Source organism: Azospirillum oryzae (genome assembly GCF_900177515.1).
Taxonomy (GTDB): Bacteria; Pseudomonadota; Alphaproteobacteria; order Azospirillales; family Azospirillaceae; genus Azospirillum; species Azospirillum oryzae_A.
Map to the genome: position 1 here is coordinate 1,961,351 of NZ_FXAK01000007.1, position 14,127 is coordinate 1,975,477.

Genomic DNA, 14,127 nt, shown 5'->3' on the forward strand with positions numbered 1-14,127 from the left:
GATTGCGGCCATTCCTTCACTCAGAAGGCGCCGGCATCGCCTTTGGGGAGGCCGGCGGCCAGCGCCAACGGGCATCCGCAGGACGGGCATTGGGTGCGTTGCAACGCCTCCACCACCCGCGCGTCAGGCAGAACCACACCCAGCGCTTTCTCTACGGAGGCGATCTGACGCTTATGGTCGGCGCTGGCGCCGCAGGCGACGTCCAGCATGGCGCCGTAATCCGAACTGGACTGCGCTGTGATGGCCTTCGCCCCACCGGAGCCAAACAGCCCTGCACCGCCGGCGATCAGCCCAGCCAGCACCGCACGCCGGTTCGCATTTCCGCTCATCCGCCCGCTCCCTCGACGTGACCAATCCGTCGGCCATCGCTCATCGGTCCGGCTTCCGACTATACGCCGGCCGCGCTGGTTCGCCAGCGGCGGCATCATTACAAATATGGCGGGTCAGGCGGCTATGGGGGCCGCAGAGCGCCAGCTTGCGCGGTCCATGCGCAGTTTGAACAGAGCGATCGGCTCGCCCCAGGGCGTCACCCGCGTCTCCAGCGCGATCGGCGTCAAGCCGAGCTTGGCATAGAGCAGGAGGCCCGGCGTGTTGGTGTTGAAGCAGTAGAGCGTCAGTTCGGGAAGGTGATGGTGATCGAAGGCGCGGTCGATCATCGTCCGCACCAGATATTCGGCAATGCCGCGGCGACGCAGGGTCGGGTCGACGCTGACATTGCCGATGCTGGCGGTGCGGCCATCCTCGAAGGTGGCATAGTTGGCATAGCCGACCACGCGCTCCCGCCCATCCTCGGTCAATGTGACCACGGTCGGATCGCGGCGAAGCCCCAGCGTCGCCCGGACCTGATCCGGGGTCAGCGGCCAGACCGCGCGCGGGAACAGGAAATACAGCTCCTCTGCGGTGCGTGGGAACCCGCAGATGGTGGGGATGTCGGCGTCGGCGAGCGGCCGGTGCGACAGGGGGGTAAGGGAGAGTGCGCTGCTCATACTTAGAAGAATAAGTATCTTTTACAACAACTCAAGCGATCTTGCAGTGACAAGGCTGCGGCCTTATGGTCGGGCCATGATCCATACCCTCTCCGAACTCGCGGCCCGGCTGGGCAAAAACCAACGTTTGCTTGGCCTTGACGTCGGCACCAAGACCGTCGGGCTGGCGGTCGCCGATCCGGGACTGATCGTCGCATCCCCCATCGGCACGCTGAAGCGCACCAAATTCACCCAGGACGCGCGCGAGTTGGGCAAGACCATCCGCGATTACGGCATCGGCGGGCTGGTGGTCGGGCTGCCGCTGAACATGGACGGGACGGAGGGGCCGCGCGCCGAGTCGGTGCGCGCCTTCGCCAAGAACCTGCTGGAGCGACCCGACCTGCTGGGCTGGGACGCCGAGATCGCCTTTTGGGACGAGCGGCTGTCCACCTCGGCCGTCGAGCGCTTCATGATCGGCGAGGCCGACATGACCCGCAAGCGCCGCGACGAGGTGGTGGACAAGATGGCCGCCGCCTACATCCTTCAGGGCGCGCTCGACATGCTGGCCAACCAGCGCCGCCTCGCCGCGGAAGAGGAAGACGACGCGGACGAGCGGGACGACGATTACGACGACCGCGATTGACGAGGGTTCCCGCCGTCGTTCCTTCAGTCGAAGTTCAGGGCAAAGGATGCCCTCCCCTGCCCCGCCGCGGCGCGCTGCCACATGGCGCCGAAGGCTGCCTCCAGCGCGCGGGTGAAGCGCACGCCGTCCAGCGCCGGTGAAGCCGCGAGCCGGTCGCGCAGGCGGCTGCGGATGCTCGCCAGACCGTCCGGATCGGACACCAACGCGGCGGCCATGGCGATGTAGGCCTCCTCCCCTTCGACCGCCAGCGCCGGAAGCCCGGCTGAGGTCAGGTGGGTCACTGTATGGCGGGCGCAGAAGCGGTCGCCGCCCAGGGTCACCACCGGAACGCCCATCCACAGCGCCTCCAGCGTCGTCAGCCCACCCGAATAGGGGAATGGGTCGAGCGCGACGTCGATCTCGCCATAGGTCGCCAGGAATTCGGCGTGAGGCGCGGCACCGCGCAGTTCGATGCGGGACTCGTCGGCCCCGGCGGCCGTGAACAGCGCCAGCGTCCGCGCCCGCAGGTCGGGGTCGTCCAGGCCGGGCGTGCGCAGAAGCAGCCGCGATCCGGGCACCGCCGCCAGCAGGCGGGTCCACAAGGAGGCGACCTGCGCGTTCAGCTTGGGCAGGGCGTTCAGCGACCCGAAGGTCGGGGCGCCGCGCGCGATCATCGGCAACGGCGCCACGGCGGGTGCGGCGGCCGGCGGAGACCAGGGCACATAGGCGTCGGGCATGCGGACGATGCCCTCGATGGCCCAGCCGTCGGCCCCCTCCGGGCTCTGCCGCGGGTCGGAAATCAGGTAATCCATCGCCGGCAGGCCGGTGGTGCCGACATAGCCGGCCCAGGTGACCTGCACCGGCGCCGCTCGCCGGGCGAACACGCCCAACCGGTTGCCCAGCGTATGGCCGGCCAGATCGACAAGGATATGGATGCCGTCGGCGCGGATGCGCTCCAGCAGAGCCGTGTCGTCCATCGCCGCGCTGTCGACCCAGCCGTCGGCCAGACCGCGTAGCCGCGCCGTCACCGCGTCGGGATTGGCGGTGTTGGAATAGCAGATCGCCTCGACCGCACCGCGGTCGTGGGCGGCCAGCACCGGCTCAAGGAATGTGCCGACGGGATGGGCACGGAAATCGGCGGAGACGTAGCCGACGCGCAGCCGCGGCGAGGGAGCCGCCACCGTGGCGGCCGGCCGGTCAGGGTAGCGGGCGCCCCAATCGGCATGGGCCTGCGCGATCTGCGGCATCGTCCGCGCCGGATCATATTGCATCAGGAACAGCCGGGCGCTGTGCAGCGAATCGGCGCCGGGCACCAGCCGCAGGGCGCGATCGAGCGCGGCCAAGGCCTCGCCGATGCGGGCCTGGGGCGCGAGCGACCGGCTGGCGCGGTTGGCCCACAGCTCCACCCGCGACGGCTCCAGGCAAAGCCCGGCGCGATAGGCGCGGTCGGCCTTGCCCGGCCGGTTCATCTCGGCCAGTGCGTTGCCGATGTTGTAAGGCGGGATCCAGCTGTCTGGTTCGATATGTGCGGCGCGACGGTGCAGCGCCGCCGACTCGGCCCGGCGGGCCTGTGCCCGCAGCAGATTGCCGGCATTCACCAGCGCGGCCAGCGTGGCGGGGTTGAGCGCGATGGCGCGGCGGTAGCATCCCTCCGCCAGATCGGCGCGCCCGGCGCCGGCCAGCGTCTCCGCCATCACCAGCAGACCGTCCATCGCCATGGCGAGACCGCCGTCGAGGTTCAGCGCCCCGGCATAGGCCTGCGCCGCGCCCGGAACGTCGCCCCGGCTTTCCAGCACCAACCCGTAATTGGCCCACCAGACCGCGACGCCGGGGCAAGCGGTGATGGCCTGGGCGAGAAGATCCTGCGCCTCGGCCCAGCGGCCGGCCTGCGCGGCGATCAGGCCCTGGCGATAGGTGCTTTCGGCCTGATCCGGCGTCATCGTCTTCGGTCCTTCTTACGCTTCGGTGCGGCCCAGCTGGTCCATCAGTTCGCGCCATTCACGCTTGGACAGGCCGCTGGCCTCCTGCGTCACCGGCTCGCCGGCCAGCAGGCGCTTCACCACGTCGAGCCCGGTGCGCGACAGGTGGGCGCCGCCCATGCGGTATTCGGTGAAGGACTCGAAGACCGCCGGAACCCAGCGCTTCACCACGTCCAGCATGGCGTCGGCATAGACGCGGATTTCGTATTGGGCATGGCTGTCGGCGCGCAGCGACAGGAAGTGCAAAAGGTTGTGGAGATCGACCTTCCAGTACCACTGCGTGTAGTAGTTCAGCGACAGGTTCATGCGCGCCAGTTCGCGCGCCAGACCCTGACGGGTCGGGTCGATGACGCTGCCGTCCTCACGATGGTTCAGCATCTCTTCATAATGGCTGTAGGCGCGTTCGGAATCCTCGCGCAGCAGCCGCATGACGTCGGCCGCCTCCTCGCCCTCCAGCACGTCGCCGCGGCCCTGGCGGTTCACCACGGCCTGGGCACCCAGCTGTTCCGGCGCCGGCACGTAGAACTCGCGGTCGAGGATGGAGTAGCGCGCCGAATACTCGTTCACATTCGCGGTGCGGTGGCGAATCCACTGGCGGGCGACGAAGATCGGCAGCTTCACATGGAACTTGATCTCGCACATCTCGAACGGGGTCGAGTGGCGATGGCGCATCAGATACTTGATGAGGCCGGAATCCTCGCTGACCTTCTTGGTGCCCTTGCCATAGGACACGCGTGCCGCCTGCACGACCGCCGAATCGTCGCCCATATAGTCGATGACGCGGACGAAGCCGTGGTCCAGCACCTCCAGCGGCTGATAGAGGATCTCTTCCAGCGCGGGCACGGTGGCGCGGCGGGTGGTGGCGGTGACGGCGCGCAGGCGATCGATTTCGTCGCGCTGCTCGGGCGTGATCGGCATGGTGACTCCGGGGCTGCAACGGCCGGACTCTTAAGCAGTGCGACACAAGGGTGCAAGTCAGCATTCTGACACCTGACCTGCCCGCGTCACCGCAACGCATTCGGCGATCATGCACACACCCCCTTCCCTTGCCGGGCGCAAGTGCCTATATTCGCGTCGTCGGTTCGCCGACTATGGCGATAAACGCCTTGTGGAATAAGCGTTGTGGACCCGGGGGCGGTACCCGGCGCCTCCACCAACCATACACCGGACTCGTTGACCGGGGTCGTTGGGGGCGAAATAGGATCGACACGCGTGGTAAAGGCATGGTTTTCGCTCGGCATGGTTCCGCCGTTATCGGGCCGTTGCAATAGTTGCCAACGACAACGTTGCTCAGGCTCGCCTCGCTGCCTAACGGCGGCTGGTAGCCTAAACCTAATCCCCGAGGGTTAGCGCCTAAGGGTGGGGCCGTGGGCCGCCTAGCAACAGAAGGCCCACACTTCTCTTTCCAGCGTTTCGTGCCGGCTCTCGGCCAAGGCGGGACGCCGGACCGATCGCGTTATCAGGGACCCGCCCAAGCATGCCGAAAGAGCAGCTCCGCTATGACCGCATGGTCGAGACCGCGTTGCGCGGCGTTGTCCGCGACGCGCTGACCGAGGTTGCCGAGCGCGGCTTGCCGGGCAATCATCATTTCTACCTGACCTTCCGCACCGGCTTCCCCGGCGTGGAGATCCCGGATTACCTGGCCTCCCAGTATCCGAACGAGATGACCATCGTCCTGCAGTTCCAGTATTACGGGCTGGACGTGACGGACGACCATTTCGAGGTCACGCTGAGCTTCAACAATGTGCATGAGCGGCTGGTGATTCCCTTCGCCGCCATCACCACCTTCGCCGACCCGTCGGTGAACTTCGCGCTGCAGTTCCAGCCGCTGGCCGCCGCCGAATCGGCGGAGGTCTCGACCATGCCGCCCCGCCCCGCCGCCGAACGCGCCGAGGAGAAGGCGGAGGAAGCCGCCCCGGCCGAAGAGCCGAAGCGCGGCGAGGTCGTGGCGCTGGACGCCTTCCGCAAGAAGTAACCGCTTCCCAAAATGCCTGCCCAACCGCCCAGCGAGTATGTCGTCACGCTCTGCGAGATGATGGCGCCGCTGGGCGATGTACGGGCGCGCCGCATGTTCGGCGGCTATGGCCTGTCCATCGACGGGCGGACCTTTGCGCTGGTCGCGGCTGACACGCTGTATTTCAAGGCGGACGACGTGAACCGCACGGCGTTCACGGAACTGGGGCTTGAGCCCTTCCGGCCGATGCCGGACAAGCCGACCACCCTGTCCTACTACCCGCCTCCCGACTCGGCACTGGATGAGCGCGACGAACTGCTGCCCTGGGCCCGGTCCGGGTTCGAGGCGGCCTTGCGCGCGGCAGTGAAGAAGGCCGCGAAGGCGAAGCGGAAGAAGCCCACCGTCGCGGAATAGGCCCCCTCCTGAGACGAGAGAGGGCGGCGATTCCCCTCAGATATTCTCCGCCATATGGATCGTCGCGTTGCTCGCCTGGGCGCCGGCGGTGCGCTGGCGCATCTGGCGGGCGAAGCGCAGCGGGTTGGGCAGGAAGTTCAGCATCGAGCCGATCTTGCCGACCGACGACGTCGCCTTGCCCACCGCCATCACGTCGGCCAGCCGCCGGTCGATGAAGGCGCGGGTTTCCGCATGGTCGTCCGACTTGTCGTCCAGCCAATAGAAGGTGGAGGAACTGACCACCGCCGCCAGCAGCGCCCGCTTGGTGTAGTGGTTGTAGTCGGTGGAGGTGTCCCCGGCGGCGAACCACATGGCGTCCACCGTGCGGTAGAGCAGCCGCAGTCCGAGCGCCACGTTCTGCGGCAGCGCCAAGTAGGACAGCTGCCGGCGCTTGGCCTCGCGATAGGGTTCCAGCACCTCGAAATAGGTGCGGGCGGCGAGAGAGATGCGCTCGCGCACCTTCATCTCGGCCATCGGCTGTGCTTCCAACCGGTCCAGCATCTGACGGTCGGTCCAGTCGGCGAAATGCTCCACCGCATCGGTGACGCCGCCGGGGAAGGCGCGCAGCAGCGCCGACGGCTCGCGCCCCGCCATCTCGGTGCCGTCGCGCAGAGCCTGCAGGCTCCAGCCGTCGAAGACGACGTTGGGCAGGCTGGCCACCAGGATCTCGTCACGAAGCGTGTCGATGCTCATCGCTAGCTCTCCCTGCGCTCGCCCTCAGGCGGGGGTCGGCGCGTCCTTTGCCGCGGCCAGCGCGGCGTTGAGGTGATGCATCTCCTCGGTGCAGACGAGGAGCCGCAGATCGTCCATGCGATCAAGATAGAGCACGCCATCCAGGTGGTCGACCTCGTGCTGGACCACACGGGCATGGAATCCCGACGCTTCCCGCTCGATCCGGGCGCCGTCCAGGCCATAACCGCGGTAGCGGATGCGGGCATAGCGCGGCACCAGCCCGCGCAGACCGGGAATCGACAGGCAGCCTTCCCAACCCAGGACCTTGTCATCCGTCAGCGGTTCGATCACCGGATTGACCAGGACGGTGTTGGCCACCTCCTCCCCCTCGCCGCGGTCGGCGGGGACGCGGAAAACGATGATCCGGCGAGACTCCGATATCTGCGGCGCGGCCAGCCCGACTCCGGGGGCGTCCAGCATGGTTGCGATCATGTCGGCCGCCAACCGGCATACTGCCGGATCGGTCGGGTCGGCGATGGGCTCCGCGATCTTGCGGAGTACGGGATTGCCCATCCGGGCGATTGGAAGCACTGGCATGCCGCTATATCTGGAGTGTGAACGCGGCCGGAGCAACCGATTCCTGTGCTTCCGGCCGGGCTTATGCTTGCGCGCCGAAGACTCCCCTTCACAAAGGCGGTGGGGCATGCTACACACTGCGCCCACACAAGGGGTGCGCCCGCCGCGCATGCCTATTTGTTGCCTTGGTGCAACACGGCTCACTTGGAAGGGTGACGGTAAACGTGCAAGTTCTGGTCCGAGATAACAACGTCGATCAGGCCCTCCGCGCGCTGAAGAAGAAGATGCAGCGCGAGGGCATTTTCCGTGAAATGAAGCTGCGCCGCAACTACGAGAAGCCCTCGGAGAAGCGCGCGCGTGAGAAGGCTGAAGCGGTGCGTCGCACCCGCAAGCTGCTCCGCAAGCGGATGGAACGCGAGGGCTATTAATCGTCGGTCGCACGTAGCGACTGCGAAGGGCGCGTGTGATGCGCGCCCAAGACCCCTTGTGTCTTGCACCCGACCGTCCCGCGATCCTCGCGTGGGCGGTTTTGGTGTATCTGCGCCATTTTGTTCGACCCGATTGTCCGCCGGTCAAGCGTATTGCCGGATAAGCGTATCGAACAAATTGAGAGCGAACAGGCAGCCAGCCCCGGAAAGACCCGACCATGAGCGCTTCCAACCTCACCGCCCGCCACTCGGTCCCGGCTCTGCGCGCCCGCAAGGGGGGCGAGCCGATCGTCTGCCTGACCGCCTATACCGCGCCGGTGGCCCGTCTGCTCGACCCGCATGTCGATATCCTGCTGGTCGGCGATTCGCTGGGCATGGTGGTGTATGGGCTGGACAGCACGCTGCCGGTGACGCTGGACATGATGATCGCCCATGGCGCCGCGGTGGTGCGCGCGTCGGAACGCGCCTGCGTCGTCGTCGATCTGCCCTTCGGCAGCTATCAGGAGAGCAAGGAGGCCGCCTTCCGCGCCTCGGCCCGCGTGATGGCGGAAACCGGCGCCCAGGCGGTCAAGCTGGAAGGCGGGCTGGAGATGGCGGAGACGGTTGCCTTCCTGACCGCCCGCGGCATCCCGGTGATGGGCCATGTCGGACTGACGCCGCAATCCGTCAACACGCTGGGCGGCTACAAGGCGGTCGGACGCGACGCCGAGGCCGCCGAGCGCATCGCCGCCGACGCCCGCGCCATCGCGGAGGCCGGCGCCTTCACCCTGGTGATCGAGGGCACGATGGAGCAGCTCGCCCGCCGCATCACCGAAGAGGTGGCGATCCCCACCATCGGCATCGGCGGCTCGCCGGCTTGCGATGGGCAGGTGCTGGTCACCGACGACATGCTGGGCCTGTTCGGCGCCTTCCAGCCGAAATTCGTCAAACGCTACGCCAACCTGGGCGAAACGGTCGGCGAGGCCGCCGCGACCTACGCCGCCGAGGTGCGGGCCCGAGCCTTTCCGGGTCCGGAACATTGCTTCGGGGTGAAGAAGGCGGCCACGGCGTAACGCCCTCATCCGCACATCGTTCTTCCTCCGTTCCAGGCGATCCGCTACAGTCCGACCGCCATGGACGCCCCCTCCCCCGCCTTGATCCCGCCCAATGTCGCCGCGTGGTTCCGGTCGCGCGGCTGGGCGCCGCACCCGCATCAGGTCGCCATGGTGGAGGCGGCGGAGCGGGGGGAAAGCGCCCTGCTGATCGCGCCCACCGGCGGCGGCAAGACGCTGGCCGGCTTCCTGCCATCGCTGATCGAACTAGCGGAACGGCCGCGCGAGGGGCTGCACACCCTCTATATCTCGCCGCTGAAGGCCCTGGCGGTCGACATCCAGCGCAATCTCGAACAGCCCATCGCCGAGATGCGGCTGCCGATCCGCGCGGAGACCCGCACCGGCGACACGCCGGAAGCCAAGCGCAGGAGACAGCGCAGCCATCCGCCGCACATGCTGATGACGACGCCGGAAAGCCTGGCGCTGCTGCTGTCCTACACCGACGCCGACCGGCTGTTCCGCAACCTGCGCTGCGTGATCATCGACGAGTTGCATGCGCTGGCCGGCACCAAGCGCGGCGACCTGCTGGCGCTGGGTCTGGCCCGGCTGTCGCGGCTCGCCCCCGCCGCCCGCCGCGTCGGGCTGTCGGCCACGGTGGCGGAGCCGGAACGGCTGCTGGCTTGGCTGTCGCGGCGCGGGCGGTATGACGGAACCGACTCCGACGACGTGCGGCTTGTGATGGGTCGCAGCGGCGCGCAGGCGGAGGTGGAGATCCTGACCTCGCAGGAGCGGGTGCCCTGGGCCGGCCACATGGCGATGCACGCCATGAAGGAGATTTACGAGCGCATCCGCTGCCAGCGCACCACCCTGCTGTTCGTCAACACCCGCGCCCAGGCCGAGTTGGTGTTCCAGGCGCTGTGGCGGGTCAATGACGACAACCTTCCCATCGCGCTCCACCACGGCTCGCTGGCGGTGGAACAGCGCCGCAAGGTCGAAGGCGCCATGGCGCGCGGCGAGTTGCGGGCAGTGGTCGCCACCTCCTCGCTGGATCTCGGCATCGACTGGGCGGCGGTTGACCTCGTGGTGCAGATCGGCGCGCCCAAGGGGTCGAGCCGGCTGGTCCAGCGCATCGGCCGCGCCAACCACCGGCTGGACGAGCCCAGCCGCGCCCTGCTGGTTCCCGCCAACCGCTTCGAGGTGCTGGAATGCCGCGCCGCGCTGGAGGCGGTGCACGACCACACGCTGGACGGCGAAGCGCCGCGGCCGGGCGGGCTGGACGTGCTGGCCCAGCATCTGCTCGGCATGGCCTGCGCCGCCCCCTTCTTGGCCGACGAGCTGTATGAGGAGGTGGTCTCCGCCGCCCCCTATGCCGCGATGACGCGTGACGAGTTCGACGACGTTCTGGATTTCGTCACGACCGGCGGCTACGCGCTCGGCGCTTATGAACGGTTCCAGCGGTTGAAGCTGCGCGAGGATGGGCGGATGGCGGTGGCCGGCCCGGCGGTGGCGCGCCAGTATCGGATGAATGTCGGCACCATCACGCAGGAGGCGCTGCTGCGCGTCCGCATGAACCGCGGCCCGGTGCTGGGCGAGGTGGAGGAGTATTTCATCCAGGGCCTGACCCCCGGCGATACCTTCCTCTTCGCCGGACAGCTTCTGAAGTTCCTCGGCGTGCGAGAGATGGAGGCTCAGGTCGCCAAGGGCGGCACCGGCGATCCGAAGGTCCCCGCCTATGCCGGCGGCCGGCTTCCGCTGACCACCCATCTTGCCGAGCGCGTGCGCGCCATGCTGGCCGATCCGCGCCAGTGGGACGGGCTGCCGGAGGATGTGCGGGAATGGCTGCGGATGCAGCGCTACCGCTCGGTCCTGCCGAATCGCGATGGGCTGCTGGTGGAGACCTTCCCCAAGGCCGGCAAGCGCTTCCTCGTCGCCTATGCCTTCGAGGGGCGGAATGCGCACCAGACGCTGGGCATGCTGTTGACCCGGCGGATGGAGCGCTTCGGCCTTGGACCGCTGGGCTTCGTCGCCACCGACTATGTGCTGGCGGTGTGGTCCTTGCGCTCGCCCGGCGACATGGACGCGCTGTTCGACCAGGACATGCTGGGCGACGATCTGGAAGCCTGGATGGACGAATCGTCGATGCTGCGGCGGACCTTCCGCAATGTGGCGCTGATCGCCGGGGTGATCGACCGCCGCCATCCGGGGCAGGAGAAGACCGGGCGGCAGGTCACCTTCTCCTCCGACCTGATCTATGACGTGCTGCGCAAGCACGACCCCGGCCATGTGCTGCTGCGGGCGACGCGGGCCGATGCCGCCGGCGGGCTGACCGACATCCGCCGCCTGTCCGATTTCCTGGCGCGGGTGCGCGGGCGCATCACCCACAAGGACCTCGACCGCATCTCTCCGCTGGCAGTGCCGGTGATCCTGGAGATCGGGCGCGAGCGGGTGGACGGCAGCGCCACCGACGAGTTGCTCGCCGCCGCCGAGGCCGAACTGCTGGCGGAGGCGATGCCGGAACTGGCGCCGCCACGGCCTGGGAAATCGGAAACGGGGCGCCCGCAGCAGGGACGGTTGTCGTTGTGACACCGCCCCATGCCGCCCGCAGGTTACTTGCGCAGCTCCGGCTCCACTCCCGGCTCGCCGCTGAACTCGACCAGAATGGTCTCGTCACGGACGATGAACTGGCAGGCCAGACGGTAGGGCGGCGGGCGGTGGGCGTTCTCGGCCGCCTCCAGCAGGTCCCGGTTCAGCTTGCCGTTGACGGACAGGGTGACTTTCTCCTTTTCGGTCAGGTCGATGGCCATCGGCGTCTTCCCGTCCAGATAGGTCACCTTGACGAGGCAGGACCCGCACTCGCCGTCCTGGCACTGGAACGGTATCGGAATGTCGTGCTTCTTCGCCAGCGCCAGCAAAGTGCCGGTATCGCCGGCGACCGCGTAGACGGTCATGTCCTTGGGCATGTTCAGGCCGGTGAACGTCACTGTGGCCATGGGTATCCTCCGGGTATGGTTGTGATCCGCCATGCCTCCACGGCGGCGGCCCGTCCGGCTGCAAACATCATGCCCACAGAAATTTCATGGATATTGGCCGCTTCCGATGATCGCCGGTAAACGAATGTTGTCAGCTTCCTCCCAAGCTCACGGCTCTGCCTGTCAGGGCGATGACAGCCGCGCCGCCCTGACCTTCCGCGGCGCCGACCTGCTGGCCGATCCATCGGGCGGGCTGCTGTGGCCGGCGGAGAGCATCCTCGCCGTCGCCGACCTGCATCTGGAGAAGGGATCGGCCTTCGCCGCGCGCGGCCGGATGCTGCCGCCCTACGACACGCGGGCGACGCTGGACCGGCTGGCGCAATTGATCGCGGCGGCGCGGCCGGCGCGGGTGCTGTGCCTGGGCGACAGTTTCCATGACCGCCGTGCGGCGGAGCGGATGGACGCCGCCGACGTGGAGCGGCTGCGCGGACTGACCGCCGCCGTCGCCGATTGGGTGTGGATCACCGGCAACCACGATCCGGAGCCGCCGCAGGGCTTCGGCGGCCGGGTGGTGGCGGAGCTGTCCGTCGGCCCGCTGACCTTCCGGCACGAGGCACAGCCGGGCGCGGTGGGCGAGTTGTCGGGACACCTGCACCCGGCCGCCGCCGTGGCGCTGGCCGGGCGGCGGGTGCGCGACCGCTGCTTCGTCCATGACGGCGCCAAGCTGATCCTGCCGGCCTTCGGCAGCTTCACCGGCGGGCTGAACGTGCTGGACGCCGCCTTCGACGGGCTGCTGGCGCCGGACTTCGAAGTGCTGATGACGGCGCGCGGCCGGGTCTATCGCTTCCCCTGCGCCCGTTTGTCGCCGGACCGCACGCGCTGATGCTCTGGCCGAAGCGTGAGCGCGGCCTATATCGGTGGATCCGGATGAGACCAACCGAGCACCGCGCATGCCCGCCCCCATCATCGTCTGGTTCCGCAACGATCTGCGCCTCGCCGACAATCCGGCGCTGACCGCCGCCGCCCAGGCCTCCACCGAACGCGGTGCCCCGGTCATTCCGCTCTATATCCTCGAGGAGGAAAACGGGGAACCTTGGGCGCTCGGTGGGGCGCAGCGCTGGTGGCTGCATGGCAGCCTGGAACGGCTCGCCACCTGCTGCGCCCGCCACGGCTCGCCGCTGGTGCTGCGCCGGGGCGAACCGGGCGCCGTGCTCGATGCGCTGATCGCGGAGACGGGGGCGGAGTGCGTGCTGTGGAACCGGCGCTACACCCCCGCGCAGACCGCACGGGATTCGGCAATCAAGACCGGGTTGAAGCAACGCGGCATAGACACGCGCAGCTTCAACGCCGGCCTGCTCGCCGAGCCCTGGACCGTCCGCAACAAGAGCGGCGGTCCCTTCAAGGTCTTCACCCCCTTCTGGCGTCATCTGTCGGCCACGCTGAGCCCGCCGCTGCCGACGCGCGCACCCTCCGAACTGATGGCGCCGGCGACTGCACCGGCCAGCGACGCGCTGGAAAGCTGGGGCCTGCTGCCGACAAAGCCCGACTGGGCCGCCGGCCTGCGCAAGCGCTGGGTGCCGGGGGAGACGGCGGCGCTGTCCCACCTCGCAGATTTCCTCGACGGGCCGGTCGGGGTCTATGCGACGGAGCGCGACCGGCCGGATCGCCCCGGCACCTCCGCCCTGTCGCCGCATCTGGCCTTCGGGGAGATCGGGCCGCGGCAGGTCTGGCACGCCGCCCGCCATGCCGCCGACGCCCGGCCGGAACTGGCGCCCGGCATAGACGCCTTCCTGCGCGAAATCGGCTGGCGCGAGTTCCAATACCACCTGCTGCACCACGCGCCTGAACTGCCCGACCAGCCGCTCGACCGCCGCTTCGCCGATTTCCCCTGGCGCGAGGATGCCGCGGGCCTGAAGGCTTGGCAGTGCGGGCGCACAGGCTATCCCATCGTCGATGCCGGCATGCGCCAGCTGTGGGAGACCGGTTGGATGCACAACCGGGTGCGCATGATCGTCGCTTCCTTCCTGATCAAGGACCTGCTCCTGCCCTGGCAGGAAGGGGAGCGCTGGTTCTGGGATACGCTGGTCGATGCCGATCTGGCCCAGAATGCCGGCAACTGGCAGTGGGTGGCCGGCTGCGGCGCCGACGCCGCGCCCTTCTTCCGCGTCTTCAATCCCGTCCTGCAGGGCGAGAAGTTCGATCCAGAGGGCGATTACGTCCGTCGCTACGTCCCCGAGTTGGACCGGTTGCCGCCGCGCTGGATCCATCAGCCCTGGGCCGCACCGACCGAGGTGCTGCGGCAGGCCGGCGTCCGGCTGGGCGAGGACTACCCGCGCCCGATCCTCGACCATGGCGTCGCCCGCGACCGCGCGTTGGCCCTCTACAACGAGCGCAAGGGCAAGGCGGAGGCCGCGACCTGAGCGGCGATCTTCATCGAACGGTCACAGCCGCGCCCGCAAACGGTCACGCGCCGCCGCT

The 14,127-nt window shown here is 68.4% G+C and carries 15 protein-coding genes and 1 other RNA gene; 9 read left to right on the top strand and 7 right to left on the bottom strand.

Annotated features, from left to right (window positions below; all coding sequences use genetic code 11):
* Window positions 1–20 precede the first annotated feature (20 nt).
* Complete coding sequence (locus tag B9N97_RS21680) at window positions 21–329, bottom strand: hypothetical protein (RefSeq protein ID WP_244560831.1); 309 nt, start codon at window positions 327–329, stop codon at window positions 21–23.
* A 114-nt stretch (window positions 330–443) separates the two neighbouring features.
* Window positions 444–986 carry a GNAT family N-acetyltransferase gene (locus B9N97_RS21685; protein WP_085089797.1) on the bottom strand — a complete coding sequence of 181 codons (543 nt, stop codon included), beginning with the start codon at window positions 984–986 and terminating at the stop codon, window positions 444–446.
* A 76-nt stretch (window positions 987–1,062) separates the two neighbouring features.
* Between B9N97_RS21685 and ruvX the strand changes: the two genes are divergently transcribed.
* Window positions 1,063–1,608, top strand: coding sequence for a Holliday junction resolvase RuvX (gene ruvX / locus B9N97_RS21690; protein WP_085089798.1), 546 nt, complete (start codon window positions 1,063–1,065; stop codon window positions 1,606–1,608).
* A 23-nt stretch (window positions 1,609–1,631) separates the two neighbouring features.
* On the opposite strand, the gene B9N97_RS21695 is transcribed toward ruvX, so the two are convergent.
* Both B9N97_RS21695 and thyX read right to left on the bottom strand, forming a co-directional pair.
* Window positions 1,632–3,527 carry an O-linked N-acetylglucosamine transferase, SPINDLY family protein gene (locus tag B9N97_RS21695; RefSeq protein WP_085089799.1) on the bottom strand — a complete coding sequence of 632 codons (1,896 nt, stop codon included), beginning with the start codon at window positions 3,525–3,527 and terminating at the stop codon, window positions 1,632–1,634.
* A gap of 15 nt (window positions 3,528–3,542) precedes the next feature.
* The gene (thyX, locus tag B9N97_RS21700) at window positions 3,543–4,484 is read right to left on the bottom strand and encodes an FAD-dependent thymidylate synthase (protein ID WP_085089800.1); all 942 of its coding nucleotides are present in this window, start codon (window positions 4,482–4,484) and stop codon (window positions 3,543–3,545) included.
* A 119-nt stretch (window positions 4,485–4,603) separates the two neighbouring features.
* On the opposite strand from thyX, the gene ssrA reads away from it, so the two are divergent.
* From ssrA to B9N97_RS21715, 3 genes are all read left to right on the top strand, one after another.
* Window positions 4,604–4,964: a transfer-messenger RNA gene (gene ssrA, locus B9N97_RS21705) on the top strand.
* A 79-nt stretch (window positions 4,965–5,043) separates the two neighbouring features.
* Entirely contained in the window at window positions 5,044–5,541 is a 498-nt protein-coding gene (locus B9N97_RS21710) for an SspB family protein (protein ID WP_085089801.1), read from the top strand.
* A 12-nt stretch (window positions 5,542–5,553) separates the two neighbouring features.
* On the top strand, window positions 5,554–5,934 hold the full coding sequence (locus tag B9N97_RS21715) for a TfoX/Sxy family protein (protein ID WP_085089802.1): 381 nt from the start codon (window positions 5,554–5,556) through the stop codon (window positions 5,932–5,934).
* Window positions 5,935–5,970: 36 nt separating this feature from the next.
* Here the strand turns inward: B9N97_RS21715 and B9N97_RS21720 are convergent, their stop codons facing one another.
* Complete coding sequence (locus B9N97_RS21720) at window positions 5,971–6,666, bottom strand: COQ9 family protein (RefSeq protein ID WP_085089803.1); 696 nt, start codon at window positions 6,664–6,666, stop codon at window positions 5,971–5,973.
* A gap of 24 nt (window positions 6,667–6,690) precedes the next feature.
* On the bottom strand, window positions 6,691–7,242 hold the full coding sequence (gene def / locus B9N97_RS21725) for a peptide deformylase (protein ID WP_085089804.1): 552 nt from the start codon (window positions 7,240–7,242) through the stop codon (window positions 6,691–6,693).
* A 203-nt stretch (window positions 7,243–7,445) separates the two neighbouring features.
* Between def and rpsU the strand changes: the two genes are divergently transcribed.
* The 3 genes from rpsU (at window position 7,446) to B9N97_RS21740 (ending at window position 11,263) form a co-directional block, all read left to right on the top strand.
* Window positions 7,446–7,649 (top strand): 30S ribosomal protein S21, encoded by a 204-nt coding sequence (gene rpsU / locus B9N97_RS21730; protein WP_012974546.1) that lies wholly within the window; start codon window positions 7,446–7,448, stop codon window positions 7,647–7,649.
* A 218-nt stretch (window positions 7,650–7,867) separates the two neighbouring features.
* Window positions 7,868–8,701 carry a 3-methyl-2-oxobutanoate hydroxymethyltransferase gene (gene panB / locus B9N97_RS21735; RefSeq protein ID WP_085089805.1) on the top strand — a complete coding sequence of 278 codons (834 nt, stop codon included), beginning with the start codon at window positions 7,868–7,870 and terminating at the stop codon, window positions 8,699–8,701.
* 60 nt (window positions 8,702–8,761) lie between these two features.
* Window positions 8,762–11,263 carry a ligase-associated DNA damage response DEXH box helicase gene (locus B9N97_RS21740; RefSeq protein ID WP_085089806.1) on the top strand — a complete coding sequence of 834 codons (2,502 nt, stop codon included), beginning with the start codon at window positions 8,762–8,764 and terminating at the stop codon, window positions 11,261–11,263.
* A gap of 23 nt (window positions 11,264–11,286) precedes the next feature.
* Here the strand turns inward: B9N97_RS21740 and B9N97_RS21745 are convergent, their stop codons facing one another.
* Window positions 11,287–11,670: a 2Fe-2S iron-sulfur cluster-binding protein gene (locus tag B9N97_RS21745; RefSeq protein ID WP_085089807.1), complete on the bottom strand. Its 384-nt coding sequence runs from the start codon at window positions 11,668–11,670 to the stop codon at window positions 11,287–11,289.
* Between the two features lie 124 nt (window positions 11,671–11,794).
* On the opposite strand from B9N97_RS21745, the gene pdeM reads away from it, so the two are divergent.
* Both pdeM and B9N97_RS21755 read left to right on the top strand, forming a co-directional pair.
* Window positions 11,795–12,532, top strand: coding sequence for a ligase-associated DNA damage response endonuclease PdeM (gene pdeM / locus B9N97_RS21750; RefSeq protein ID WP_085089808.1), 738 nt, complete (start codon window positions 11,795–11,797; stop codon window positions 12,530–12,532).
* A 67-nt stretch (window positions 12,533–12,599) separates the two neighbouring features.
* Complete coding sequence (locus tag B9N97_RS21755) at window positions 12,600–14,069, top strand: cryptochrome/photolyase family protein (protein WP_085089809.1); 1,470 nt, start codon at window positions 12,600–12,602, stop codon at window positions 14,067–14,069.
* The last annotated feature ends 58 nt before the right edge of the window (window positions 14,070–14,127 follow it).